This window comes from Bradyrhizobium sp. ISRA442, assembly GCF_038085055.1.
Lineage (GTDB): Bacteria > Pseudomonadota > Alphaproteobacteria > Rhizobiales > Xanthobacteraceae > Bradyrhizobium.
The window spans coordinates 443,477-469,274 of record NZ_JALGCN010000001.1 but is presented as its reverse complement, the minus strand read 5'-3'; the positions used below and the strand labels follow the sequence as shown (position 1 = coordinate 469,274).

The 25,798-nt window shown below is 64.5% G+C and carries 28 protein-coding genes; 21 read left to right on the top strand and 7 right to left on the bottom strand.

Translation table 11 applies throughout. From position 1 onward, the window contains the following. The first annotated feature begins 6 nt into the window (after positions 1 to 6). The 17 genes from MTR72_RS02155 (at position 7) to MTR72_RS02075 (ending at position 14,533) form a co-directional block, all read left to right on the top strand. Positions 7 to 1,320: a MotB family protein gene (locus MTR72_RS02155; RefSeq protein WP_280966078.1), complete on the top strand. Its 1,314-nt coding sequence runs from the start codon at positions 7 to 9 to the stop codon at positions 1,318 to 1,320. Beyond that, entirely contained in the window at positions 1,317 to 2,504 is a 1,188-nt protein-coding gene (locus MTR72_RS02150) for a chemotaxis protein (RefSeq protein WP_280966077.1), read from the top strand. Before MTR72_RS02155 ends, MTR72_RS02150 begins: the two co-directional genes overlap by 4 nt. After that, positions 2,501 to 3,796: a flagellar hook-length control protein FliK gene (locus MTR72_RS02145; RefSeq protein WP_280966076.1), complete on the top strand. Its 1,296-nt coding sequence runs from the start codon at positions 2,501 to 2,503 to the stop codon at positions 3,794 to 3,796. Before MTR72_RS02150 ends, MTR72_RS02145 begins: the two co-directional genes overlap by 4 nt. Next, positions 3,747 to 4,328, top strand: coding sequence for a transglycosylase SLT domain-containing protein (locus MTR72_RS02140; RefSeq protein WP_280966075.1), 582 nt, complete (start codon positions 3,747 to 3,749; stop codon positions 4,326 to 4,328). Before MTR72_RS02145 ends, MTR72_RS02140 begins: the two co-directional genes overlap by 50 nt. A 95-nt stretch (positions 4,329 to 4,423) precedes the next feature. Next, positions 4,424 to 5,668: a flagellar hook protein FlgE gene (locus MTR72_RS02135; RefSeq protein WP_280966074.1), complete on the top strand. Its 1,245-nt coding sequence runs from the start codon at positions 4,424 to 4,426 to the stop codon at positions 5,666 to 5,668. 31 nt (positions 5,669 to 5,699) lie between these two features. Then, complete coding sequence (flgK, locus tag MTR72_RS02130) at positions 5,700 to 7,178, top strand: flagellar hook-associated protein FlgK (RefSeq protein ID WP_280966073.1); 1,479 nt, start codon at positions 5,700 to 5,702, stop codon at positions 7,176 to 7,178. Then, complete coding sequence (locus MTR72_RS02125) at positions 7,178 to 8,224, top strand: flagellar hook-associated family protein (RefSeq protein WP_280966072.1); 1,047 nt, start codon at positions 7,178 to 7,180, stop codon at positions 8,222 to 8,224. Before flgK ends, MTR72_RS02125 begins: the two co-directional genes overlap by 1 nt. 54 nt (positions 8,225 to 8,278) lie before the next feature. After that, positions 8,279 to 8,626 carry a flagellar biosynthesis regulator FlaF gene (flaF, locus tag MTR72_RS02120; protein ID WP_280966071.1) on the top strand — a complete coding sequence of 116 codons (348 nt, stop codon included), beginning with the start codon at positions 8,279 to 8,281 and terminating at the stop codon, positions 8,624 to 8,626. After that, entirely contained in the window at positions 8,623 to 9,033 is a 411-nt protein-coding gene (flbT, locus tag MTR72_RS02115) for a flagellar biosynthesis repressor FlbT (RefSeq protein WP_280966070.1), read from the top strand. The genes flaF and flbT overlap by 4 nt, the downstream gene beginning before the upstream one ends. A 14-nt stretch (positions 9,034 to 9,047) precedes the next feature. After that, complete coding sequence (gene flgD / locus MTR72_RS02110; RefSeq protein ID WP_341510036.1) at positions 9,048 to 9,461, top strand: flagellar hook assembly protein FlgD; 414 nt, start codon at positions 9,048 to 9,050, stop codon at positions 9,459 to 9,461. A 1-nt stretch (position 9,462) separates the two neighbouring features. Then, positions 9,463 to 9,729, top strand: a complete 267-nt coding sequence (gene fliQ / locus MTR72_RS02105) for a flagellar biosynthesis protein FliQ (RefSeq protein WP_280966068.1) — start codon at positions 9,463 to 9,465, stop codon at positions 9,727 to 9,729. 78 nt (positions 9,730 to 9,807) lie between these two features. Beyond that, positions 9,808 to 11,889: a flagellar biosynthesis protein FlhA gene (flhA, locus tag MTR72_RS02100; protein WP_280966067.1), complete on the top strand. Its 2,082-nt coding sequence runs from the start codon at positions 9,808 to 9,810 to the stop codon at positions 11,887 to 11,889. Continuing rightward, on the top strand, positions 11,886 to 12,638 hold the full coding sequence (gene fliR, locus MTR72_RS02095) for a flagellar biosynthesis protein FliR (protein ID WP_280966066.1): 753 nt from the start codon (positions 11,886 to 11,888) through the stop codon (positions 12,636 to 12,638). Before flhA ends, fliR begins: the two co-directional genes overlap by 4 nt. 6 nt (positions 12,639 to 12,644) lie before the next feature. Then, a complete protein-coding gene (locus tag MTR72_RS02090) occupies positions 12,645 to 13,064 on the top strand; it encodes a hypothetical protein (protein ID WP_280966065.1) in 420 nt (139 codons plus the stop codon). Next, positions 13,061 to 13,528 (top strand): rod-binding protein, encoded by a 468-nt coding sequence (locus MTR72_RS02085; protein ID WP_280966064.1) that lies wholly within the window; start codon positions 13,061 to 13,063, stop codon positions 13,526 to 13,528. Before MTR72_RS02090 ends, MTR72_RS02085 begins: the two co-directional genes overlap by 4 nt. A gap of 43 nt (positions 13,529 to 13,571) precedes the next feature. Beyond that, positions 13,572 to 14,078, top strand: coding sequence for a flagellar biosynthesis protein FlgN (locus MTR72_RS02080; protein ID WP_280966063.1), 507 nt, complete (start codon positions 13,572 to 13,574; stop codon positions 14,076 to 14,078). Then, positions 14,075 to 14,533 (top strand): hypothetical protein, encoded by a 459-nt coding sequence (locus MTR72_RS02075; protein WP_280966062.1) that lies wholly within the window; start codon positions 14,075 to 14,077, stop codon positions 14,531 to 14,533. Before MTR72_RS02080 ends, MTR72_RS02075 begins: the two co-directional genes overlap by 4 nt. A 120-nt stretch (positions 14,534 to 14,653) precedes the next feature. On the opposite strand, the gene MTR72_RS02070 is transcribed toward MTR72_RS02075, so the two are convergent. Further along, positions 14,654 to 15,424: a response regulator transcription factor gene (locus tag MTR72_RS02070; protein WP_280966061.1), complete on the bottom strand. Its 771-nt coding sequence runs from the start codon at positions 15,422 to 15,424 to the stop codon at positions 14,654 to 14,656. Continuing rightward, positions 15,424 to 15,564, bottom strand: coding sequence for a hypothetical protein (locus MTR72_RS02065; RefSeq protein WP_280966060.1), 141 nt, complete (start codon positions 15,562 to 15,564; stop codon positions 15,424 to 15,426). The genes MTR72_RS02070 and MTR72_RS02065 overlap by 1 nt, the downstream gene beginning before the upstream one ends. A 677-nt stretch (positions 15,565 to 16,241) precedes the next feature. On the opposite strand from MTR72_RS02065, the gene MTR72_RS02060 reads away from it, so the two are divergent. Continuing rightward, on the top strand, positions 16,242 to 17,186 hold the full coding sequence (locus MTR72_RS02060) for a hypothetical protein (RefSeq protein WP_280966059.1): 945 nt from the start codon (positions 16,242 to 16,244) through the stop codon (positions 17,184 to 17,186). Between the two features lie 13 nt (positions 17,187 to 17,199). Here MTR72_RS02060 and MTR72_RS02055 read toward each other — a convergent pair whose 3' ends face one another. Continuing rightward, positions 17,200 to 17,778: a MarR family winged helix-turn-helix transcriptional regulator gene (locus MTR72_RS02055; RefSeq protein ID WP_280966058.1), complete on the bottom strand. Its 579-nt coding sequence runs from the start codon at positions 17,776 to 17,778 to the stop codon at positions 17,200 to 17,202. Positions 17,779 to 18,266: 488 nt separating this feature from the next. On the opposite strand from MTR72_RS02055, the gene MTR72_RS02050 reads away from it, so the two are divergent. After that, positions 18,267 to 19,589, top strand: coding sequence for an MFS transporter (locus MTR72_RS02050; protein WP_280971390.1), 1,323 nt, complete (start codon positions 18,267 to 18,269; stop codon positions 19,587 to 19,589). Between the two features lie 76 nt (positions 19,590 to 19,665). Here MTR72_RS02050 and MTR72_RS02045 read toward each other — a convergent pair whose 3' ends face one another. Together MTR72_RS02045 and MTR72_RS02040 are read right to left on the bottom strand one after the other, a co-directional pair. Next, entirely contained in the window at positions 19,666 to 20,934 is a 1,269-nt protein-coding gene (locus tag MTR72_RS02045; protein ID WP_341510035.1) for a serine hydrolase domain-containing protein, read from the bottom strand. 135 nt (positions 20,935 to 21,069) lie between these two features. Beyond that, complete coding sequence (locus MTR72_RS02040) at positions 21,070 to 21,915, bottom strand: SDR family oxidoreductase (RefSeq protein ID WP_280966056.1); 846 nt, start codon at positions 21,913 to 21,915, stop codon at positions 21,070 to 21,072. Between the two features lie 189 nt (positions 21,916 to 22,104). Between MTR72_RS02040 and MTR72_RS02035 the strand changes: the two genes are divergently transcribed. Further along, positions 22,105 to 22,812 (top strand): HAD family hydrolase, encoded by a 708-nt coding sequence (locus MTR72_RS02035; RefSeq protein WP_341510090.1) that lies wholly within the window; start codon positions 22,105 to 22,107, stop codon positions 22,810 to 22,812. A 21-nt stretch (positions 22,813 to 22,833) separates the two neighbouring features. Here the strand turns inward: MTR72_RS02035 and MTR72_RS02030 are convergent, their stop codons facing one another. Beyond that, a complete protein-coding gene (locus MTR72_RS02030) occupies positions 22,834 to 23,247 on the bottom strand; it encodes a nuclear transport factor 2 family protein (RefSeq protein WP_280966055.1) in 414 nt (137 codons plus the stop codon). A 96-nt stretch (positions 23,248 to 23,343) separates the two neighbouring features. Next, complete coding sequence (locus tag MTR72_RS02025) at positions 23,344 to 24,813, bottom strand: mannitol dehydrogenase family protein (RefSeq protein WP_280966054.1); 1,470 nt, start codon at positions 24,811 to 24,813, stop codon at positions 23,344 to 23,346. 143 nt (positions 24,814 to 24,956) lie between these two features. On the opposite strand from MTR72_RS02025, the gene MTR72_RS02020 reads away from it, so the two are divergent. Continuing rightward, positions 24,957 to 25,775 carry a FadR/GntR family transcriptional regulator gene (locus MTR72_RS02020; protein ID WP_280966053.1) on the top strand — a complete coding sequence of 273 codons (819 nt, stop codon included), beginning with the start codon at positions 24,957 to 24,959 and terminating at the stop codon, positions 25,773 to 25,775. Positions 25,776 to 25,798: the final 23 nt, after the last annotated feature.

Genomic DNA, 25,798 nt, shown 5'->3' with positions numbered 1-25,798 from the left:
CGTCAGATGAATGAGGTCAAGCCAGAGCTCGTGATCATCCGGCGGCGCAGCGCGTTCGACGATGCGCCGCACAAGGGCGGCGTCTGGAAGATCGCTTATGCGGACTTCATGACGGCGATGATGGCGTTCTTCCTGGTGATGTGGCTGCTCAATGCACTCAACCAGGATCAAAAGCAGGTCGTCGCGAGCTACTTCAACCCGATCAAGCTCGCCGAGAACGCGCCGGCGCCCAAGGGCCTCAAGGATCTGTCGAAGAAAGAGCCGACACCGCATGACGGCCAGGACGGCAAGCGCCAGCCGGCGGGGCCGAGCGAAGAGCGCCGCGGCGACTCGCCGACCGCCGAAAAGCCGCCGTTCTATGAAGAGAAAGTCCTGTTTCGTGATCCCTTCGTCACGCTGGCGGAGATCGCAGCTAGCTCGAACCAGGCCTCGGGCCAGCGGCGCGCCGGCGCATTGACCTCGGCGGAAGAGGACGGCCTCAAGGGCGGCGACGCCTATCGCGATCCGTTCGACCCCGGCTACTGGAAGCTGGCTCCGCAAGCGAAGGACGCGGACCGGATCATCGAGAGCGAACCCAAGCCGATCGCTGACGCGCGCGAAAATCCGTCCGGCACAAATCGGGGCGAGCCGCAAGCAGCGCGCCGCGCCAAATCCGATGATGCCGGCGGAAGCGTCGCGATCGATGCACAGGCCCCGTCCGCCAGCATGTCACCGCTGCTGCCGCCGGGGCCGGCGCCCACATCGCCGGCGCGCGAGGGCAGTGCACAGGCAAACGCTCAAACGAGTGCCACGGCGCAGCCGCGCCCGGCCGATGCCGCAAAGGACACCGACCCGCGCAACCCGGCCGAGACCCAGCAGCCGACGGCCAAGCAGCTCCAGGCCGCGATCGCGGATGCGCTCTCGGACATCAAGGCCGGCGCCGGACCTGTCGCGGAGGTGCGCCAGGTCGAAGAGGGCCTGCTGGTCAGCCTGACCGATGATGCGAGCTTTGGCATGTTCGCGGTCGGCTCCGCCGAGCCGCGTCCCGAGCTGATCCGCGTGATCGATAAGATCGGACCGCTGCTGAGCAAGCGCCCCGGCACGATCATCGTCCGCGGCCACACCGACAACCGTCCGTACAAGTCGGACACCTACGATAACTGGCGGCTGTCGACGGCGCGCGCGCAGATGGCCTACTACATGCTGGTGCGCTCCGGCGTCGACGCGCAGCGCATCGAGCATGTCGAAGGCTATGCCGACCGGCGGCCAAAGCTCCAGAACGATCCGGCGGCCGCGCAGAATCGCCGGATCGAGATCCTGATCCGGGAGAAGCGCCCTTGATCAGGTCGCGATTCCTGACCGCGCTCGTATTGCTGCAAACGTTCGTCGCAGTGGGCGCACTTGCCGAGCCGGCGCCACTATCGTCGGGCGAGCCGTACGAGCTCGTCCGGTCGTTGCAGGCGGTTCAGGACGGCATCGCCAACGGCGACACTGCCGCACATGGCAACCACCTCGCGCTGATCCGGCAGATCGGCGAAAAATTCCTCGCCGCCGATGCGAGCGTCTGGAGCAGTCCGCAGAACGGCCAGGCGATCGTCGTCTATCTGCTCAGCGGCGGCGCGCCGCAGGTCGTGCGCAAGCTGCCGCGCGACAAGCTCAATGTCGACGAGCGGCTGTTCAACGGCGCGCTCGCCTATGTCGAAGGACGACAGGACGAGGCGCGGGAGCTGCTCAAGGATTTCAGGCCGCGCGCGATTCCGTCGAGCATGGCCGGGCAGGTCGCGCTGGTGCAGGGCGCACTGCTCGCGCACTCCGATGCGTCGGTGGCGATCGAGCGGCTCGACGATGCGCGCCTTTTGCTGCCGGGCACGCTGGTCGAGGAGGCGGCGCTGCGGCGCGAGATCCTCCTGGTCGGGCAGGCGGAGGATTTCGACAAGTTCGAGTTCCTGACGCTGGCCTATATCCGCCACTATCGCAACTCCATCTATGCCGGCGATTTCTGGCAGCGCTTTTCCTCCGGCCTGACGCAGTCGAGCCTCGCGCTGGACGAGCGCCGCTTTGCGCGGATCGTCGCCCTGCTGGAGCAGATCGATCGCACCAGTCGCCTCAAGCTCTATCTGGTGATCGCGCGCGCCGGACTGGTTCGCGGCCGGCTCACAGTTGCCCGGCTTGCCGGCGAGCGGGCGCTCGCGCTGAGCTCTGATGTCGGTTCGGATCGCGAGCGCGCGCACCTCTTCCGCGGCGCGGCACGCGTGCTGACCGACGAATATGACGGCGGTCTCGCCGAGTTGAAGGCGCTCGACAGAACCAAGCTGCCGGAGCGCGATGGCTTGCTCCTGAACGCAACGCTTCAGCTCGCACTCGATGTCCGCAAGCCGACCGCAGCTCCGGCCGCTGAGATTGCCGCCGACAAGCCTCCGCCGGCGCCGGCGCGCCTCGATCTCGCATCGTCGACCGCCACCCTTGCGCGCGCCCAGAAGCAGCTCGGCGAATTGGAACTCCTTACCAAGGATCGCCGCCCATGACCAAGCTCGACGGAACATCCGGGCAGCTCTTTGCTGGCCTCGCTGAGAGCCTCAACACGCGCGGCGCATCCCGCTCCGCAAAGACCACGGGGGCGAAGTCGGCCGAGGATGCCTCGTTTCACGACCTGCTCCACACCGTCTCGAACCTGGCAAAACGGGCCCTGAACGACCATGACAGCGACGCGACGGTGAAGGCGGGCACGCTGCGGATGCATCTGGCGAACCTGGCCGAACGCGACGAGCCCGGCGACGAGACTGTTCACGAAGACGGCAGGGCCGGCGAGGAGCCGAAATCGCAGGACAAGCAAGTGCCGCTCGATCTTGCGGCGAAGACGGACGTGGTGGCCAGGGTGAACCTTTCCGCGATCGTCGGACAGGAGCTCGCAGCCGTGCCGACTGTGACCCCGCAGCTACAGCCGCCGGCCAACGACAAGAGCGATGCGTCCGCGCGCGAGGAGCGGTCACTTGCGAAGCGCGAGATCCAAGGCACGAGTGCTGCGAAGGCGACGATGGCAGATGTCGATCCATCCGGGCCGCACGCGCGGGCACTTGCTCCGCAGGCGAACTCGCCGAGCACGGCCCCGCAAAGCAGCGCGGCTCCGCCAAGAACCACATCCGCGGCATCCGGATTCGAAGCCGTCACCGCCAATGTCGAGCGTGCAGCAAAAGTTGCGGTGCGCGAGGCGCTACCCGAGGCGACCAAAGTCACTGTGGTTCAGCAGGAAACCCATCTTCCGCCGGTCCCGCAGTTCAGCGCGACCCAGCAAGTTGCCGATGCGGTCGTGTCGGAGCTGAAGGGCGCTCCGGCGTCATCGGCCGCGCCCGATCTCGCATCGTCGCTGGGCAGCGCGCCCGACCAGCCGCTCAAGATCCTGACCATCAATCTCGAGCCGCCGGCGCTCGGCAACGTCACGGTACGGCTTCGTCTCGTCGGCGCGGAGGTCTCCGTCCATCTCGCCGCAGAACGCAAGGACACGAGCCAGATGCTGGATCAGCAGCGCGACTCGATCCGCGAACTCATGCAGTCGGCGGGTTACATCGCGGATGTCGCGCCGGTCCAGCACGGCTCGCTCGATGGTTTCCAGGCCGGCTCCGGTCAGTCGCAGCCGCAGCTCCCAGGACAACAACAGCACTCGTCGCAATCGCAGGGCGCCTTCAACGGCTCCAGCACGTCGTCCGGTCAATCGGAGGGCGGAGCGAAACAGGACCGGCAGGATCGGCAGCCCAATCAGGAGACGCGTCATGATCAGGACGTGGCGCCGCATATTCGTCGCGGCCCTGTTTATCTGTAGCGCGGCCGCAGCGCACGCGGCGGCCGACAGCGCGCGCCCTTGCGAGCGCGAGATGGCACGCGCGGCCCAGCAGCACGGCATTCCGCTCGGCATTCTCTATGCGGTCGGCCTGACCGAGACCGGTCGTCGCGGCGCGCTTTATCCTTATGCGCTCGGCGCCGAAGGACAGACGGTTTTCGCCAAGGACATGAACGACGCCATCGCGAATTTCGAGGCGATGCGGCACAAGGGCATCAAGCTGATCGATCTCGGCTGCATGCAGATCAACCACTATTACCACGGCGACAAGTTCGCCTCGGTGCGGGCAATGTTCGACCCAGCCAAGAACGTCGACTACGCCGCGCGCTTCCTCAAAGAACTGAAGCAGCGCGAGGGAAGCTGGACCATGGCGGTGGCGCGCTACAATGCCGGGCCCAACAACCAGCCGGCGCAGAAGCGTTACGTCTGCCACATCGTCGCGCATCTCGTCTCCAGCGGCTTCGGCGCGTGGACCGACAAGGCGCGCTCCTTCTGTCAGCCCAGGACGACGTGAAGCGACGACGTGAAGTTGTGGATCGGCACTCACCATCAGCCCCGCACAAGCAAGACCCCTCATTGTAGTTCCAACCTACCAAAGGAGCCCAATCCATGAGCCTGTATGGTGTTATGCGCACCGGTGTGTCCGGCATGAGCGCGCAGTCCAACAAGCTGTCGACGGTCTCGGACAACATCGCGAACGTCAACACCACCGGCTACAAGCGGGCTTCGACCGAATTCTCGTCGCTGATCCTGAAGAGCGGCTCGGGCAATTACGACTCCGGCGCCGTCGAGACGCATGTCCGATACGCGATCACGGATGCCGGACATATGCAGTTCACGACGTCGACGACTGACCTCGCCGTTCAGGGCAATGGCTTCTTTGTCGTGTCGGATGCCACGGGCACACAGCAGTTCCTGACACGAGCCGGCTCGTTCGTGCCGGACAGCCAGGGCAATCTGGTCAATGCGGCCGGCTTCTATCTCATGGGTTACCCTGGCGCCGTATCGAATATCTCCTCGAACAGCACCGCGGGGATGCAGATCGTCAATGTCAATCAGGCAAAGCTTCAGGCCACGCCTTCGACCACGGCGACCGTCACCGGCAATCTGGACCCCAGCGCGACGATCCCTGCAGCTCCGATTCCGGTTCCAGGTCCGACGTCATACTCGGCGAAGAGCTCGATCGTGGCCTACGACAATATCGGTAGGGCTGTGACGCTCGACGTCTACATGACCAGGACCGCAACGGCTCCCGGCCAGGATACCTGGCAGGTCGAAGTCTACGATCCGGCGAATAACGCGCTTGGTGGTACCACTTTGAATTTCGATACAACTGCGGCCGGAAAGGGTGCGATCATCACGTCGGCGCCACCGGCGCCGCAACCGAATTTCTCGGTGACCGTTCCCAACGGCTCGTCCCTCAACGTTGACCTGTCGGCCATGACGCAGGTGGCCTCGAGCTTCAACTTCAAGGCCACCGTCAACGGCAACGCTCCGTCTTCCATTGAGAAGGTGGATATCGATAGCAAGGGTGCGGTGAACGCGATCCTTCAGAATGGGACGCAGATACAGATCTACACGGTAGCGCTCGCCGATGTCCCCAGCCCGGACAACCTCACTCCCGAAGTCGGAAACGTCTATTCGGTGAGCCTCAACTCCGGAAACCTGCAGATCGGGAGTGCCGGCTCTGGCGGGCTCGGCACCATCCAGTCCGGCGCGCTTGAGGAATCCAACGTCGATCTCGCGGACGAACTGACCTCGATGATCGAGGCGCAGCGTGGCTTCACCGCGAACTCAAAATCGTTCCAGACCGGCGCGGACCTTTTGGACGTCGTCGTCAACCTGAAGCGCTGATACCTGCCGAGAGCACGCCGAAGAGCACCTCATGTCCCTCACTGCCACTCTCGACAACGCCCGCTCCTCGCTCATGGCGTCGGGTGTCCAGTCGTCGGTCATCTCGCGCAACATCGCCGGCGCCAGCCAAGCCGGCTATTCGCGCAAGATCACCGTGCTGGACAATCTCCCCGGCGCCGGCGTCTACGTCGCGGCGATCCAGCGCGCCGCAAGCTCGGGCCTGTTCAGCAACGTGCTGACCGCGACGTCGGGATCCGCCAAGCAAAGCGCGATCTATGACGGTCTCCAGAAGATCGCGGCCGCCACGGTGGACGATCCCGAGCTCGACCAGTCACCGACCGCGCAGCTCAACAAGCTGAAGCAGGCGTTGCAGCAATACGCCAACGCGCCCGACAACGCCACGCTGGCGCAGGCGGCCGTCTCCTCTGCCAAGGACATGGCGGCCTCGCTCAATCAGGCGACCAAGACCGTGCAGTCGATCCGCGAAGGCGCCGATGCCGACATGGCGACCTCGGTCGCCAATATCAACAAGCTCCTCGCCCAATTCGACACCGTCAACACGGCGATCGTGAAGGGAACGATCGCCGGCGACGACGTCACCGACTATCTCGATCAGCGCGACAGCATCGTCTCGAAGCTGTCGCAGGAGGTCGGCGTCACCATGTCGATCCGCACCAACGGCGATGCGGCGCTCTACACCGACAGCGGTGTCGTGCTGTTCGACAAGACGGCACGGTCCGTGAGCTTTGCACCAACCAACATCTATACGCCCGGCACGACCGGAAATGCGGTTTATATCGACGGCGTACCGGTGACCGGCGCCAATTCGGTAATGCCGCTCAAGTCGGGCAAGCTCGCGGGCCTTGCCGAGCTGCGCGACAATGCCGCGGTCACGTATCAGAGCCAGCTCGACGAAGTCGCGCGCGGCCTGATCAGCGCCTTCAAGGAGAGCGATCAGTCCGCTGCGGCGCTGCCGGACGTACCCGGCCTCTTCACCTATCCTGGCGCGACGGCCATGCCTGCGAGCGCGACCGTGTCGGTCGGTCTCGCCGGCACGATCATGGTTGCGGCGTCCGTCGATCCAGCCGCAGGCGGCAACCCGAACCTGTTGCGGGACGGCGCAATCAGCGGCAATGCGGCCTACAACTACAACACCGCCGGCAATGCCGGCTTCTCGACCCGGCTCCAGCAATTGATCGGCAACATGGATGCGTCGCAGCCGTTCGATACTGCCGCACAGGGCAAGCCGAGCGGCAGCGTGATCGATTTCGCCTCGTCCTCGGCGAGCTGGATCGAGAGCCAGCGCAAAGCCGCCGACGACAACGCCCAATACCAGAACACGCTGCTCGACCGCAGTAATTCGGCGCTGTCGAACGTCAACGGCGTCAACATGGACGACGAGATGTCTTTGATGCTCCAAGTCGAGCGCACCTACTCGGCGTCGTCGAAGCTGATCTCGACGGTCGACGATATGTTGAAAAGCCTGCTAGCCGCAGTGGGAGCATCGTAATGATGAGCGCGAACTACATCTCGACCCTGATGCTGTCATCATCGTTGAGATACTCGATCACGAACAACCAGAGCGCCCTGAGCAAGGCCTCGAAGGAGGCGACCACCGGCCGATTCGCCGATGTCGGCCTCGAGCTCGGCACCGCAACGGGGAGCGACGTCGGCCTGCGGGCCGACATGAGTTTCGCCGATCAACTCGTCGATACCAACGAGCTCGTCGCGGGACGCCTCGACGTGACTCAGAACCGGATCACCCAGCTCGGCACCACCGCCCAGGACTTCCTCAAGAACCTGATCGCTGCGCGCGATGCCGACAGCGGCGCGCGAATCATCCTGCCGAGCGCATCCGCCAATCTCCAGGACCTGATTGGCGCGCTCAACGTCTCCTACAACGGCTCATACCTGTTCGCCGGCCTCAACACGCAGAATGCGCCGGTCACGAATTACGCCACCGGCTCTGCCAGCAAGAATCAGGTCGATGCGGACTTCCTGGCCGCCTTCGGCGTCACGCAGTCCTCGGCGGGCGTGAACAGCATCACCCCGGCCCAGATGCAGACCTTCCTCAACACGAGCTTCGATGCGGAATTCGCCAGTCCGGCCTGGAACGCCAACTGGTCGTCCGCCACCGACCAGACATTGTCGAGCCGCATCTCCACGACCGAGATCGTCGACAGCTCAGTCAGCGCCAACCAACCCGGCTTCCGCAAGCTCGCCGAGGCCTACACCATGATGACCGATCTCGGAAACACGAGCCTGAGCAGGGATACGTTCCAGGTCGTCGTCGATAAGGCGATCAGCCTCGTCAGCGGTGCGATCAACGATCTCGCCGTGCTCGGGGGCAGCGTCGGCTCGACCCAGCAGCGGGTCATCGCCGCGACGGACAAGCTGAAGATCCAGCACGACATTCTCAACGAGCAGATCGTCAAGATGGAGCAGGTCGATCCGACCGAGGCCTCCGTTCGCGTCAATACCTTGCAGACCCAGATCCAGACGGCGCTCGCGCTCACCTCGCAGCTCCAGAAGATCAGCTTGATCAACTATCTCTGAGTCGGGCTCGCAAGCCTTGCTTCGTTATCCGGTCTCGTGCGCAGAGTGGTTCTGATGACTTTTGAAGCCTATGAAGCGGTCGTCGAAGACAGCGGCCACGAGGCGCGCGGGCGCGAGCGCCAGGCCCTCAGCCTCGGCATCGACCGCCTGGAGCGGATCCAGAAGGGTCGCTTCAGTATCGAAGAGCTGGTCCAGAGCCTGCTCTATGTGCGGCGACTGTGGACGATCTTCATCGAGGATCTCTCCCATCCGGACAACGGACTCCCCGACAAGCTGCGTGCCGACATCATCTCGATCGGGATATGGGTCGTGAAGGAAGCCGACCGTCTTCGTGAAGAGAAATCGAACGACGTGATGCAGCTCATCGAAATCAACCGCCTGATCCGAGACGCGCTGCAATGAGGATATCCCTGCGCGCCGGCGAGCGGATCTACGTCAACGGCGCGGTGCTGCGCGTGGACCGCAAGGTTTCCGTCGAGCTCGTCAACGACGTGATGTTCCTGCTCGAAGGCCAGGTCATGCAGGCGTCCGACGCCACCACGGCGATGCGCCAGCTCTATTTCATCGTGCAGCTCATGCTGATGAATCCGACGGATATCCGCGACGCATCCGCGCTCTACGGGCAGCACCATGCGGCTCTGTCTGCGGTGTGCGAGAACAAGCAGATGCTGGAGGGCCTCGCCGCGATCGACGAGCTGGTCGGGGCGAGCCGCTACTACGAGGCGCTCAAGCGGATCCGGGCGCTGTTCCCGGTCGAGCAGGCAATCCTGGCCGGCACGACGACCGAATTTCCATTCGAGGCTGCCTGACAGCGGAGAGACACATGAACGTCACCAGCGCGACCGACGCGACCAGCAGGACATCCAGCTCGACCCAATCCACCACCACGGCCAGCAACAGCGTCGACTACAACACCTTTCTTCAGCTTCTCGTCGCCGAGATGAAGAACCAGGATCCGACCAATCCGATGGATACCTCGCAATATATGAGCCAGTTCGCGCAGCTCTCCACCGTCGAGCAGGCCATGCAGACCAACACGAAGCTCGATGCGCTGCTGTCCTCGCAGGCGCTGTCGCAGGCCGACGGGCTGATCGGAAAGACCGTCAGCTTCACCGACTCGACCGGGGCGAGATTCACCGGCAAGGTCGCGTCGATCTCGATCAACAGCGACGGCTCCATCGCGACCCTCGAGGACGGGACGAAGGTCGCGGTCGGGCCCGGGCTCACGATCAGCTAGCATGAACGAGAGGGACGCCCTCGACATCGTCCAGGCGGCGATCTGGACCATCATCGTCGCCTCCGGGCCCGCCGTCGGCGCGGCGATGCTGGTCGGCACCATCATCGCGCTGATTCAGGCGCTCACGCAGGTCCAGGAAGTGACGCTGACCTTCGTGCCGAAGATCATCGTCATCCTCCTGGTTGTCGCCATCTCCGGCTCCTTCATCGGCGCGCATCTCTCCACCTTCACCGAGATGGTCTATTCCCGGATCGAGCACGGCTTCTGATCCGCAAAGCGTCCGGCCACCATCCCCGCGTAAGCTTTGCGCGGCAGATTGCAGGCCGGAATCTGCTGCCGGTGAACCATGGCCGATACGTTAGCTGCTAGCCTGCCGACCCCGCGACGACTGGGGGCGGACGCGTTCTTCGCGGGCGGAATCGTGGTCATGCTCACGATCCTGTTCCTGCCGATTCCACCGATCCTGATCGACCTCGGCCTCGCTGTCTCGATCGCGCTGTCGGCGCTGATCCTGATGGTCGCGCTGTGGATCCAACGGCCGCTCGACTTCTCGGCTTTCCCGACCGTGCTGCTGATCGCAACGATCCTGCGGCTCGCGCTCAACATCGCGACCACTCGCCTGATCCTGTCGCGCGGCGGGGAGGGGGAGCAGGCCGCCGGCTACGTCGTCGCCGGCTTCTCCAAATTCGTCATGGGCGGCGACTTCGTCATCGGCCTGATCATCTTCGCGATCCTGGTCACGGTGAATTTCGTCGTGATCACCAAGGGCGCGACCCGCATCGCCGAGGTCGGCGCCCGCTTCACCCTGGACGCCATCCCCGGCAAGCAGATGGCGATCGATGCCGACCTGTCCGCGGGCCTGATCGACGACAAGGAGGCACAGCGCCGGCGCCGTGAGCTCGAAGAGGAGAGCGCGTTCTTCGGAGCGATGGACGGTGCCTCGAAATTCGTGCGCGGCGACGCCATCGCCGGCCTGATCATCACCGCGATCAACATTTTCGGCGGCATCGTCATCGGCGTCACCCACCATGGGCTGACGCTGGCGCGCGCCGCCGACGTCTACACGAAACTCTCCGTCGGCGATGGACTGGTCTCGCAGATGCCGGCACTGATCGTGTCCCTCTCGGCGGGCCTCCTGGTCTCCAAGGGCGGCACCAGAGGCTCGGCGGAGCAGGCCGTGCTCCGCCAGCTCGGTGGCTATCCGCGCGCCGTATCGGCGGCGGCGCTGATGATGTTCGTGCTTGCGCTGATGCCGGGACTGCCGATGGCGCCGTTCGTGCTGCTCGGCGGTGTCATGGCCTTCGTCGGCTACTCGCTGCCGAAACGGCAGGCGGAGGCGAAGCAGAAGGAGGAGGCGCGCAAGGCTGACGAGCGGGCGCAGACAGAGGCCAAGGAATCCGTGAAGGAGCAGCTCAAGACTGCGGAGATTGAGCTGCAACTCGGCGGCCAGCTCGCCGTTCACCTGCTGGGCTCGCGCAACGAGCTCGCCCATCGCGTCAGCAAGATCCGCAAGAAGTTTGCCAAACAGTACGGCTTCGTGATCCCCGAGATCAAGCTCTCCGACAACCTCTCGATCGATCCCAAGGGCTATCAGATCCGGATCCACGACACCCGTGTCGCCCATGGCGAGCTGCGGCTCGGCGAGGTGATGGTGCTCGTCGACAAGGACGGCAAGCCCGACGTGCCCGGCGACGAGGTGATCGAACCGGCCTTCGGGATGAAGGCGCTGTGGGTGACCGAAGCCTTCACCGAGGAGGTCAAGCGGCAGGGCTGCAGGCCGGTCGACAATCTCTCGGTGCTGCTGACGCATCTGAGCGAGGTGATCAGGGCGAACCTGGCCCAGCTCCTGTCCTACAAGGACATGAGAGGACTGCTCGACCGGCTGGATCCGGAATACAAGCGCCTGGTCGATGATCTCTGTCCGTCGCAGATCTCCTATTCGGGCCTGCTCGCGATCCTGAAGATCCTGCTCGGCGAGCGGGTCTCGATTCGCAATCTTCATCTCATCCTGGAGGCGATCGCCGAAATCGCGCCCCACGTGCGGCGCTCGGAGCAGGTCGCCGAGCACGTGCGGATGCGTCTCGCCCAGCAGATCTGCGGCGATCTCTCCGACAACGGCGTGCTCAATGTCGTGCGCCTCGGCAATCGCTGGGACCTCGCGTTCCATCAGAGCCTGAAGCGCGACGCCAAGGGCGACGTCGTCGAGTTCGATGCCGATCCGCGCCTGATCGAGCAGTTCGCGACCGAAGCCAGCGCCGCAGTCCGGAAGTTCACGGAGAACGGCACCAGCGTCGTGCTCGCGGTGACTCCTGAGGCGCGCCCCTATGTCCGTATGATCCTGGAAAGGGTGTTTCCGACCCTGCCGATCCTGTCGCATGTCGAAGTCGCGCGCAGCGCCGAGATCAGGCCGCTCGGAGCCGTGTCGTGATCGGCGGTCTCACCGACAGCGTGCTCGTGACCTTCATCGTGTTCTGCCGCATCGGCGCCTGCCTGATGCTGGTGCCCGGCTATTCCAGCGTCAACGTTCCGGCCCAGGTTCGCCTGTTCGTCGCGCTCGTCACCACGTTTGCGCTGACGCCGATCCTGATCGCGGTCCTGAAGCCGCTGTTGGAAAATGCGCCGCCGCTGACCCTTGCGCTCCTGATCTGCTCCGAGCTCGTGATCGGCAGCGTCATCGGGCTCGGCGGGCGCGTGTTCTTTCTGGCGCTGCAAACCATGGCCACCGTGATGGCGAGCGCGATCGGGCTCAGCAACATCCCGGGCACACCGGTCGCCGACACCGATCCGGCGCCGGCTCTTGTGCCGCTGATCATGGCCGCCGTCACCACGCTGTTCTTCATGACTGACCAGCACTGGCAGGTGCTGCGCGGGTTGATGAACTCCTACGACGTCTGGCATCCCGGCGACCGGCTCGGCGGCAGCATGGCGCTGGATCAGCTCGCCAGCCGCCTATCGGAAGCGTTCGTGCTGACGCTCAGGATCACCAGCCCCTTCATCGTCTATTCCGTCATCGTCAATCTGTCGGTCGGCCTCATCAACAAGCTGACGCCGGCGATTCCCGTCTATTTCATCTCGGTGCCCTTCGTGCTGTTCGGTGGCTTTCTGCTGCTCTACCTCACCAGCGACGAGCTGCTGACACAGTTCATGCTCGGCGTCTCGTCCTGGCTGGCGGAATGATCGGCCATGACGTCGCGCGCGGAAAAACTCGGTCGCATGGTCTCGCTGGTCAAGCTTCAGCTCCGGCTGGCCGAATGGCGGCTCGCGCAGATTCGGCAGCAGGAGAAGAGCATGCAGGACGAGCAGGCCTGGCTGGTCGCGGCGCTCAATCGTGCGGAGCTGCCGGCGGGGTCATCGAGCGAGTCGATCGCGCGGCGCCTGACGAATACGAGCATTGGCGCTCGCGCCGTACAGGCGCAGGCCTCGCGCCAGCTCGATCAGGTCCGGTCCGAGAGCCGGCGTGTCAAGCAGCTCGAGCAGGTCGCGAGGGCGGCGCTCGCGGACAAGCGTCGCGAGACCGAGAAGCGCTCGCTCGAGGACATGGCCGGCACACGCCCCGCCGCGCCTGATTGGACGTCCATGCCAACCAGCCGGATTCGAACATGATCGTGACAGCGACACCCGACCTCGTGCTCGACGTCCTGGAGGCAGCCGATCCCGTGACGCAGCGCTCTGCGACTGCGAAGCTGGACGCTCTGAAATCGTCAAATGTCGACTTTGCCGCCACGATGGAAGCCGAGGTCGGCAAGGCTGCGGCCGGCGGGCAAGCGGCGGCAAAGGCGACGGAAGTGCAGACGCCGAATGCCGCGCCGGTACAGGTAATCAAGGCGCCGGCGTCGGGCGACGTGTATCGCAAGTTCGAGGCCTTCATCCTCCAGACCTTCGTCGAGACGATGCTGCCGAAGGACTCGGAGGAGGTATTCGGCAAGGGAACCGCCGGCAGCGTCTGGAAGTCGATGCTGGCGGAGCAGCTCGGCAATCAGCTCGCGGCGGGCAAGGGGATCGGCATTGCCAAGCAGCTCGCCGCTGCGCACCCGGCGGTTCGCGACGAGGTGGGCAAGGCCGGATGACGGATTTTGGAACGGGTGACGACAGTCGAGGGGTGGACTTCTCATGCAGGCAGATGACGGCGCGACGGAACTGATGGAATCGCTGGCGGCACAGGCCGAGGCTATGGCCGACGCGGTGGCTGACGAGGCCTTGCTGCCCGTGCATGTGCCGAATGCCGGCGGCGAGGTAGCGGTCAGCGCGGCCGATGCCGTGAAGTCGGATCAGGTCAGCGGCCTCTTGGCGGCGATCCGGCGCCTCGAGAGCATCGTGGAGGAGGAGACGGTTGCACTCGCCGCAGGAAAGAAGGTCGACTTCGACGACTTCAGCACACGCAAGAGCCGGAGCATGCTGGAGTTCGTCCGCCTGATGCGGGCGCGGATTCCTCCCGGCGGCGAGGCCGAGATCACCGAGGAGATTCAGCGGCTGCGCCAGAAGCTCGAGCGAAATCGTGCGTTGCTCGAGATGCACTACGACGCAGTGCGGGAAGTCGCGACCATCATCATCAAGGCGATCAGGGATTCCGAGTCGGACGGCACCTATAGCGGTCGCGCAGCGCAGGACCGCAAATGATCAGGCTGGTGCTGGCCGGACTTTGGGTGTGCATCCTCACTGCGGGCACGAGCTATGCCGTGGCCTACTGGAAGGAGAACGGCAGCCTGTTGTCCGCCAAGGACGAATATCTCGACGGGCTGCAATACCAGAAGACGAGGGCGCTGAGCGTGCCCATGGTCGAGAATGGCGGCGTGCAGGGCTACATCGTCGCACGGTTCGTCTACACCGTGGAGGCGCGGACCATGCACCAGCTCACCGTTCCGCCCGAGCCGTTCGTCGTGGACGAGGCTTTTCGCAGGATCTATGCGGACGACCGCCTGGATTTCAGGAAGCTCGCCCGCTACGACCTGTCCGTTCTCACGGCCGCGATCAAGCAGCGCGTCAATGAGCGCATGCAGGCCGACGTCGTCCAGGACGTCCTGGTCGACGATTTCAACTACGTCTCGAAGGACGAATTCCAGCAGAAGCCGTGACGTGACGCCTCGGCCGAGACGTGCCGGCATCGCGTCCAGGCTGTAGCTTAAAGTGCATCGGCCTCTGCGGCTGTCTTGCCGCAGAGGCCGGTGTCGCTGTCGTGTCGATGCCTTGCGGCGTCAGTTTCCGGCCGGATACGCCGCCGGAGCGGCGTGCGCCCTGTTGAGCAGGATACCGACCTCGCCCAGCTCCTGCATCGGCTCGTCCATCGCCTCGCTGGCTGGAATGTTGAGCCGATATCCGACGTAACGCCGCGCCACGATCGCGTCGAAGCCGAGGCGGTCACGGAGCTTCTTGCGCAGCTTGCTGACATGGCTCTCGATCACGCTCTCGTCGAACGTGGACTCGAAGATGCCATAGACCGCGTTGAAGATCTGCGTCTTGGTGATCCATTTTCCGTGATTGCCGACCATGTATTCGAGGATACGCAACTCGCGGCGTGGCAGGGTGAGGGCGCGGCCGGCGATCTCCGGATCGCGCCCGTTGAAGAAGACCTGGATCCTGGTCTCGCACGGCCTCGGCAGGTCGCCCGCCCGGCGGCGCGCGATCGCGGCCGTCCGGGCGAGTATTTCGCGTAGATGGATCGGCACGTGGACGACGTCGTCCACGCCCGCCTCGAACAGCTCCAGCGTGTTCTTGAGCATTTTCTGGCCGCTCACGGCGATGATGGGAGCTGCGGATCGTTTGCGCACCGCCCGAGGCAGACTTCCGCGAGCATCGGAATCTCCCAGAAGGAACGCGTCGACCGCTGCGAGATCCGCGTCGCTCGCGGATTGCAGCCAGTCCCAGAATTCCCCGCAGGAGAAGCCGATCGACGATACGCCTTCACGAACGAGCCCTCCTACGTAGCTGTTCGTGACGCTCTCGCGGTCATCAACGATAATATACATCAGTCTTTCGCCCCTGTTTCGCACTTGTTGCGGCCGGTTGCTTTTTTGTGATGCGCCGGCTCGGCAACCATGCTGTTTGACGACATTCCTTCCCGCGAACCGTTGTTCTGGTTGAGATATTCGCGGGCAGCCTTACGCATTCAGCGCCTGCGCCTGCAGGCCTGCTACTTCGACTCGATACTGAACGCTACGACGTTGGGCTCGGCGGGTGCCTGAGGGATCACCTCGCGGAGCGGATTGAGAAAGCGACCTAGTACAGTTGCGCCAAGTTGCTCATCGCGTCCGAACACCACTGAACTGTGTCGATCTCCTCGCCAGTTGGCGAGAATCACTTGACTAGGACCGTAACAATTGCCGATTCCCGATCAAGCGCGCGGAACAAAGCTGTTGGTACGCGGCCTTGATGCTGTTGGTTTGTTTCGAGTTGTTTCTTGCTATATACAAACGTATCAGTTGATTTGAATTTCGAACTATATTTTTCCTAAGGCAGTTCTAAATTTCCGTAGCCCTGTAGAATTACAGGCCTTTTGGGTAGTGTTGCGGGGTGGGTACATTGAGGGGCTTTCAACCCCGGATTGACTCCTACTGACGTGCATTCGCTTGCGACAACCCGACTCACATTTGGCAACGCGACTCCAGCTTGGCGAAATCTTGGCGAGTGTGTGGCTTTCGAGTCGCACTCTCGCCTCGTGCATGACGCATTGGACTCAATCGACGTCGCATCTTGCGTGACGGAAGATTTTTCCGTGCGCACGTTTCAGGCAAGCTTCGGCAATTAGCTTCGTTCGGAGTGTCGAACCGAACGGAGCATTTTCATATGTTGTCCGATGGCAAAGCTCGTCCCAACGAGACCGCGGATATCTCCGCCGCCGCCAAGCCGGCGCCGGAGACGCGCAATGCAAAGGACAATGCAGCGCGTGCAGCCAAGCCGGCCGCGGGCACAAGGCCCGCGTCCGCGACGGCAAACGATGAAGCTCTGGCGAAAGAGGCGCTCGAGGGCCTCAAGCGTATTCGCGCCAAGGCGCGGCTCGACAAGATGGCGATACCCAAGCCCGCGCCGGCCGTCGTCCGCCCGGCCATGATCGTGGCCAAGCCGCCGCCCCCCCGTCCGACCTGGGTCGCGCCGCTCGCAACATTGGCAGCGGCTGTCGGCCTCGTGGTCTGCGGCTGCACCGGCGTGATCGCCTATCTCACCACCCAACCGGTCCAGACCAATGCCGCAGCCAACGCCGAGATCAGGAACTTGCGTGAGACGGTCGCGCAGTTGCGCAAGCAGGTGTCCGGCGTGTCCGAAAACCTCGATGGCTTGCGCACCGCAGTCGATCTCTCCAGCAAGGCGACCAATGACCGCTTCGGCCGGTTTGCGGAGAATCTGGATCGCATCGAGCGGGTGAGTTCGTCCTCGACGGCAAAGCTCGACAAGCTCGCGCAGGCGCAGGCTCAGGCGCCGGCGATGGCACAGTCGCAGCCCTCGGCACAGCCAACGCCGATGATGGCTTCGCTCGCTGCGCCCGAGGTCACGGGGTCGGTGTCGCCGTCCGAACGTACATCGGTCGTTCGCAAGCCGGTCAAGGGCTGGTCGGTTCGTCAAGCCTATGAGGGAATTGCGATCCTGCAAGGACCGAACGGAGTCGTCGAGGCGGTGCTGGGCCAGCAAGTGCCGGGCCTCGGCCGCATCGAGGAGATCAGAAACGAGAACGGACGCCTGGTCGTCGAGGCCAGCGGAGGTGTCGTCTACTCCTCGCGCAAGGGAACGCCGTGATCGCGGCAGCCTTCTATTGGCGGTGATGCTCGAAGCTGGTGCATAGCAAATCGATCTCGGCTTCGGTGATCGCTGCGCGAAACAGGCGGCAGGTGAACTCGACGGTCGTCTTGCTGTCGCTGGCCGTGCGATCTTCCCGGAGGAAGATGCAGCGCTTGCAGACATCGGTGTGGTGCCGCTGCTCGGCCGCGTCCGACTGATCAAGCACGTGCCGTAACGCGTCGCGAAAGCGGATCTTGCCGTCGTCGTCGAGAACGGTAATCGCATCGACGAGAACGTTGACGGGATCGCGCACCAGGAACTTCTTACCCTGCTGCGTGACGCTCAGCATCACCGAGCGCTTGTCCTTGGCGGAGCGCTTCCGTTCCAGATATCCGAGCCGCTCGAGCTCGCCGATGATGAACGAGGCGGTGCCGCGCGTGGTGCCGACGTAGCTTGCCAGCGCCGAGGGCGTCCTGGAGAACCGGTTGGCGCGGGAGAGGAAGCGCAGTGCCATCCACTCGCGATCGCGCAAGCCATGCTTGGTCCCTTCGAACCACAGGATCCGCGCGACCTGCTCCAGCAATTCGATCGACTCGCGTGCTAAATTCATTTCCATTCCAAGTCGGATAAAGCTTTATTCAATTGAGCCATTGGTAGCGCAATCCGGGTGGGTCAGAATGAAGCTCTCGAGCGATCAGTCGGCTCAAAGCAAGAAGGGACTTGCCGCGCGTGACGCCTCTCCGTTCTGGAGATGGAACTTTCGCGAGTGGAACTAGAGCGTCACGAAGAAAGTTCGGGTAAATCGCGCGGCTCAAGTCTTCTGAAAATTTCAGTCAAATGGGCGGCGCTCGCGCGCGAATTTGCAGCACCTTGAGGACCAGTTCGCGATGCTGAGGCGATATGATGTGTCTCCGTCGCCACCGAACGACCCATTTGTTGCCATGGAAGCCCTCGAACGGTGCGACGGCGTCGAAGGTGTCCAGGGCGCGAAGGCGCGAACGGCGGCAATAGAACCGCTCTTCTCGGTTAATGGATATTGCGATGCAGCGCGGAGAGACGGTTAAATCGGAGCGGCGATCAGAGCCAGGGAATGAGAAATTGTCGTCTGCAATCGTGCAAGCCGAACCGGTCAGCGTCAGACACGCCGCATTGGCCGCCACCGTCGGCAACATGCTCGAGTTCTACGACTTCATCACCTACAGCTTCTTCGCGATCCAGATCGGCCACACCTTCTTCCCGACCCAGAGCGAGTACGGCAGCCTGATGCTGTCGCTGGCAACCTTCGGCGCGGGCTTCGTCACGCGGCCGATCGGCGGAATCGTGCTCGGCATTTATTCCGACCGGATCGGCCGGCGGCCCGCGATGCTCCTGAGTTTTGCTTTGATGGGCGGGGCGATCCTGACCATCTCGCTGACCCCCTCCTACAATACAGTGGGCCTTGCGGCGCCGATCATCGTGATTGCAGCGCGCATGACGCAGGGGTTTGCCCTCGGCGGCGAGGTCGGGCCGACCACCGCCTATCTCATTGAGATCGCGCCGCCGGAGCATCGGGCGCTGGTGGTGGCTTGGCAGCCGGCCAGCCAGGAGATTGCCGCGACCGCGGGCGCCCTGGTCGGCGTCGTCCTCAGCAAGACGATGGCGCCGGAGATGCTGGATTCCTACGGCTGGCGGGTGGCGTTCCTGATCGGCGCGATTTGCCTGCCGTTCGGGTTCTGGATGCGCCGGACGCTGCCGGAGACGATCCAGCAAGGCGAGGCCGCCGTCGGCAGCCACGAGCACACGAACCACCTCTCGCTCGCCCGCCGTTACATCGGCGTCATCGTGCTTGCGTTGATGATCTTGGCGAGCGGCACGATCTCGACCTACGTCACGCAGTACATGACGACTTACGCGCAGAACACGTTGCATGTGACGCCCACATTGGCCTTCGCCGTATCCCTCGTCAGCAACGGTCTTCAATTCGTGGGTGCGCTCTTCGGCGGCTGGCTCGCGGATCGCCTGGGCCGCAAGCCGATCATGGTCTGGCCGCAACTTGCTACGCTTGCGCTGACCTATCCGACCTTCCTGTGGATCGTCCATGCGCCCGGCGCGCTATCGCTTCTGGTCGGCTTCGGCGTGCTCTCGATCATCGGTGCGCTGCCATTCACCGCGTTCTACGCAACATTCACCGAGGCGCTGCCCCAGAGGATCCGCGGCGGCGTGTTCGCCACCGTCTATGCGGTTGCGATCGCGAGCTTCGGCGGCACCGCGCAGCTCGTCGTCACCTGGCTCCTTCACGTCACCGGCAATCCGTTGGCGCCGGCCTGGTACCTCCTGCTCGCGGCGGTCGTCGGACTTGTCGCGATGAGCCTGATGCCGGAGACCGCGCCGGTGAAACAAGGGCAGGCTCTGGCCCGAAGGCGTGCGCTCGCAGGCTGGTGATTTGCGTTTCGCCGGCAATTATTGACGAATGCGTCGCCTTCAGGATTAGGACAAAGCAAGGCGCCGGGGCGCCCGCTCACTTCACCATCGCGCCATAGACGATGTCCTGGACCTGCTCGCGGTAATACTTCCGCAGCTCGCCGGGCGCCGCGGTCCCGACCACCACCACGAGACGTTCCTTTGGATCGCAGAAGAACTGCGTGCCGTAGGCGCCATTCCAGGTGAACTCGCCGGGATTGCCGGGGACCGACGACAGGCCTTCGCTGGTGCGGACCGCAACCGCGAGGCCGAAGCCGAAGCCGGCGCGATGCGGCTCGACATTGGCCACGTTGTTCTTGATCTCGGGGCCGAGGTGGTTGCTGGTCATGTGATGCACGGTCTTGGGTCCGAGAATGCGCTGGCCGTCGAGCTCGCCGCCGTTGAGCAGCATCTGCCCGAAGCGCACGTAGTCGCCGATCGTCGCAAAGGAACAGGCGCCGCCGCAGTCGAATTTGGTCGGCTCATCCAGCAGCTTGATGGCCTGTGGCTTGCCCGTCAGCGGATCGTTGGAAAAGGGGCGCGCGAGGCGCTGGCGCTGCGCCTCGGTCGGATGGAATGTTGCATCCTTCATGCCGAGCGGCTGCCAGATATTGGCGGCGAGATAGTCACCGAGCTTCTGCTCGCTTACCTTCTCGATCACGGCGCCGAGCACGTCGATCGAGAAGCCGTACTCGAACTCGGTCGACGGTTGGTGCGCCAGCGGCAGCTTGGTGATGCGTTCGATGAAGGCCAGCGTGTCACCTTCCAGCGCCGGTGCGACGCCCTCGGGATATTGCCGCGCCACCGGGCTCGAGCTGTCCGGGCGGCCGCCATACATCAGGCCGGAAGTGTGGCGATAGAGATCGTGGATGAAGATCGGCGAGGCCTGCGGCTCGAGCTTGAGCGAGCCGTCTCCCTGCATCACGCCGACCTTCATGTCGGCAAAGCCCGGATAATAATCTGCAAGCTTGGCCTGGAGCGGCAGCCGGCCTTGCTCCATCAGCGTCAAGCCCGCCACCGCGGCCATCGGCTTGGTCATCGATGCCAGTGCGAACATCGCATCAACAGGCATCGGCGTGTCCTTGGCCGGATCGAGCATGCCGTAAGCCTTGTAGTGGACGAGCTTACCGTCGCGTGCGATCGCGACCACTGCGCCGGGCACGCCCTTGGCGGCGATCTCGCGCGCGAAGAAATCATCGAGCCGGGCGAGGCCTTGCTTCGAGAATCCGACCTCGTCGGGATTTGCCTCGGGCAGTGGTGCGGCGCTGGCCGCGTTGAATGTGATGACGGCAGCCGCCGCCGCGATCATGGCGATCGTCTTCTTCATTGAATCCTCCCAAGGCGGGCTCGTTATACGATAGATGGCCGCTGAGCCCTCAGGATCGCGTCTGCGTCGGATTGAAGTCAACTGCGGGGAAAGCGGAGCAGGGGCGCGCGTTTTCGATGTAGCGGAACCCGCGTCCTAGCGTCCTTCGCCTGCGGCCCACAGCGCATCGAGACCTTGCCGATAATTCGGGAAGGCCAGCGCAACGCCGAGCTCGCGCTTCACCTTCGCATTGGAGACGCGAGCGTTGCCGGCATAGAAGCTGCGTGCCATCTCCGACATCGCGGCGGTCTCGAAGGCTTCCTCCGCCGGCGGCGGAACGCCCATCAGCTTCGCCGCATAGGCGATCACGTCCTGCGGCGGGGCGGGCTCATCGTCGCAGACATTCCACGTGCCGCCACCCTGGTGATGAACCGCGGCCATGATCGCGCTGGCGATATCGTCGACGTGAATCCGGTTGAAGACCTGCCCCGGCTTGACGACGCGGCGGGCGGATCCCGCCCGCAGCGTCGCCAGCGCGTTGCGGCCGGGGCCGTAGATTCCGGCAAGCCGCAGGATGGCGGCTTCGCCGCGTGTCGCGTCCACCCAAGCCTGTTCGGCGGCCACTCGCATCCGCGTGCGCTCGAGGCCGGCCCGCGCGGGGGTGCTCTCGTCGACCCATGCGCCGCCATGATCGCCGTACACGCCCACGGTGGAAAGATAGATCGTCGTCCGGCCACGGCGCGCCGCGAGCGCATCTCCGAAGGCCGCGATCACGGGATCGCCGGCGCGATCAGGCGGAATCGATGCAAGCAGGATATCGGCGTTGCGCAACCGCTCGATCAGATCGCGATCGTTGCGCAGGAACGGATGGAGCTCGATGCCGGGAAGGCTCTCCTGCTTCGCAGGATCGCGCACCGTGGCGGTGATGTGCGAGAACGCGCCGCCGCATCTGCGGATAAAGCGCCGGGCACTATAGCCAAGGCCAAAGATGAAGAGCCGCATGCGTCTCCTTGCCAAATCGCCGGCGAGCCCGACCGGGCTGCCGCGCGCAGCCGCTCATAAGAGATTTTTGGGTCCGGCAAAAGATATTGCAATTTTACTCGTCTGCCAGTGCCGGCCATGCTCGAAATCCGTTGGACCCCGATCGACCGGGAGCATTCGTTGGAAAGGATCTTGCTGCAGACCTCGATCATGCCGGACCAGGCGCCCGCCGCGGCGCTGGTCCGGCGCGCCGCCGCGCTGATCTTCGATGTCGACGGCACCCTCGCGGAGACGGAGGAGCTGCACCGGCAGGCCTTCAACGAAGCCTTTGTCCGTTGCGGGCTCGACTGGCATTGGGACCGCACCATCTACAAGAATCTGTTGCGGGTGACGGGCGGCAAGGAACGCATCCGTGCCCATGACGTGGTGCAGGGCAGCCTGCCGCCATTGTCGGATGAAGACATCGCAAAGCTTCATGGCGTCAAGACCGCACAGTATGCCGAACTGGTCGAAACGGGCTCCTGTCCGCTGCGCCCCGGCGTTGCGGCGCTGCTTGCCGCGGCGAGGGCACGCGGCCAGCGGCTCGCGATCGCGACCACAACCTCGCGCGGCAATATCGATGCGCTGCTGTCGCGGGCGCTGGGCAACGGCTGGGCTGCGGACTTCGACGCGATCGTCGCCGGCGACGATGTCCGCTACAAGAAGCCCGCGCCGGACGTGTATCTGGAGATACTGGCGCGGCTGCGGCTCAAGGCGCCCGATTGTGTCGCCATCGAGGATTCCGCCAATGGCCTGATTGCGGCCTCTCGCGCGTGCATTCCCGTCCTGATCACACGCAGCATGTACTTCCGGGACGACGACTTTACCGGCGCGCACCTGGTGCTGGACGATTTGTCGGAGCTGGAACGTCCAGGCTGAAGCTGCGTGTGCGATTGCGCTTCAGTGAAACCGCCGGCTCGGGCCCGGTGCATCCTCATGGGACTGCTCAACGATCTGCGCGATCGGGCTCGATTGGTGGTGAACGAGACGCCAGCCGTCGGCGACGCGCTTGAAATGGTTGGTCGCCGCAAGCGCCGTGCCGTCGACGATCTCGATGCAGAGCACGCGCGCACTGTCGCCGTCGACGATCGCCCGCGGTTCGGCGCAGACGATCTGCGGCCGCTCCGGGTTCTGCAGGATGTCGCGCCAGCTCCCGATCACGGTGGCCCGCCCGACGATCGCCGGCCAGCCGGGATGGATACAGGAAATGGTGTCGTCGTCCGCCCACATCCGCTCCATGCCCGCGACGTCGCCGGTCGCGAAGGCGGCGTAGAAGGCTGCGTTGGCGGCAATGACCTTGCTGTCTTTCGTCATGCCTCCGGGGTGAGCCAATGTCGCGGAAAAATCAAGCGCGACTTCTGCTGATTTGACCGCAGTGCAGCATCGGCGTGGCGGCGGCGCGAATGGCCGTCACGTGGCGATGTGCGTCTCCACCGCGCGCCGTGCGCCCTCTGCATAGAGCCGGTCGAGCGCGGTGGTCACGGCCTCGCACAGGCGCGGATCGTTGCCCAAGGGGCCGAACACTTTTCCGACGCCGAGCAGCGCCGGCGCGAGCCGCTCTGCGACGGGACCTGCCTCGCGCGCGAGCGCCGCAAGCTCACCGGCCAAGGGATCGCGTACGTCGATCGCACGGCCCTGTTCATCGATCGCCGTGACATAGCGCATCCAGCCGGCAACGGCGAGTGCGTGCGTCTCGATCGGCAGGTTCTTGCCCAGGCGATCCTGCATTGCGCCGAGCAGCCGTTGCGGAAGCTTCTGCGAGCCGTCCATCGCGATCTGCCAGGTGCGGTGATGCAGTGCCGGGTTGGCGAAGCGCCTCAGCAGCGAGGCGCGGTAGGCGGCAAGATCGGTGCCGGCGGGCATCGTCAACGTCACCGCGGCCTCTTCCATCACTTGCGCGGCGAGACGCGCGAAGTGCGGCTCGGTCATGGTGTCGGCGATGGTTTCATAGCCTGCGAGATAGCCGAGATAGGCGAGCGCCGAATGGCTGGCATTGAGCAGCCGCAGCTTCATCAGCTCGAACGGCTTGACATCAGTGACGAGCTCGACGCCCGCGGCAGCGAAATCGGGCCGGCCCGCGGAGAAGCGATCCTCGACGACCCATTGCGTGAACGGCTCGGTCATCACCGGCCAAGCGTCGCGCATGCCGAGCGCAGCGGAGACGGCCTCGCGATCGGCAGCAGTCGTCTCCGGCACGATGCGGTCGACCATGGTCGAGGGGAAGGCGACGGTATCAGCGATCCATTTGCTGAGGTCCTTCGACCGCAGCGCCGCGAACTGCGTCACGATCCGCTTCACGGTGTGACCGTTGGCAGCGAGGTTGTCGCAGCATAGCACGGTGAAGGGCGAGAGGCCTTGCGCGCGGCGCCGCGCAAGCGCCGCGACGATGAAGCCCGGTGCCGAGCGCGGCGCGTCGGGATTGTTCAGGTCGTGCACAACGTCCGGATGCCGCTCGTCGAGATCGCCGGTCTGCGGCGTATGGCAATAACCCTTCTCGGTGACCGTCAGCGAGACGATGCGGATGGCGGGATCCGCCATCCTGTCGACGAGCCGGGCCGGGTTCTCGCGGGCGACGACGCTATCGAGCAGCGCGCCGATGACGCGATGCTCGGGGCCTTCGGCTGCACGAATTGCGACCGTATAGAGATGATCCTGTGGGGCGAGCGCATCGCGCGTGTCAGGACTGCGCAGGCTCGCGCCGACGATGCCCCAGGCGGTGGCGCCGTCGGCAAGACAGTCGTCGATGACGACGGCCTGATGGGCGCGATGAAACGCGCCTAAACCGAGATGTACGATGCCGGGGATGACGCGCGAACTGTCATAGGCCGGACGGCGGATGGCCGGCGGCAGCCGGTCGAGATTGGCGCGGCCGAGCAGCATGATCGTCTCCCCCTTGCTTTGCCCGTGCTTGACATGGCGCCCGTCCTCGGTCAATGCTCCGGTCAATTGGTAAGACCAATTTTCCAAAATTGGCGGGCCGCCGGACGCGAGCTGTCCGGCGCGACCCTTTCGGGGAGGCCAGCGTGCCGCTGGAAGCTGTGGAGGCGAGACGGCTCTATCGCCAGGTCGCCGATCAATTGCGAAGCTTGATCGACAGCGGTGAATACGCGGTCGGCAGCCGCTTGCCGACCGAGCGCGAGCTCGCCGAGCAGCTCAAGGTGTCGCGGCCGACGGTGCGCGAAGCCCTGATCGCGCTCGAGGTCGAAGGCCGCGTTCGCATCCGCGTTGGTTCAGGCATCTACGTCATCGAGCCTGCGGGGCCGGGCGCTCCCGTGGCTGCGGCTGCAGTCATCGAGGGGCCGTTCGAACTGTTGCGCGCCCGTGAATTCCTCGAAGGCGCGATCGCCGAGCAGGCGGCGCGGATGGCGACGAAGGACGACCTCGCGCGCATCGACGCCTCGCTCCTCGCGATGGAAAACGTCGAGCATCCCGGCGAAGCCTCGATGGTCCATGACCGGGCCTTCCACGTCGCGATCGCCGGAAGTCTGGGCAACGCCGTTCTGGTGCGTGTGGTCGGCGAGCTGTTCGACCAGCGCCTCAACCCCTATTTCGCGAAGCTTGCGCATTATTTCGAGAACCCGCGCACCTGGCGCGTTGCGCTCGACGAGCATCGTGCGGTGCGCGACGCCATCGCGGCGCGTGATCCGGGCGCAGCGCGCGATGCGATGCGCAATCATCTCGCCCGCTCGCAGGAGCGGTTCGCACAGAATTTCGGCGTCGAGATTGCGGCGGCGACGTCCGGCCAGAGCCGGACGGCACACCCTGCCGCCAAGCCGGCAAGATCAAAACGACGGCCGAAAAAGCAGGCCGCGCGCAGCGGCGTGCGGCGGCGATGGCGTTGAGCGGCCCGCTTTGGGCCGGGTGA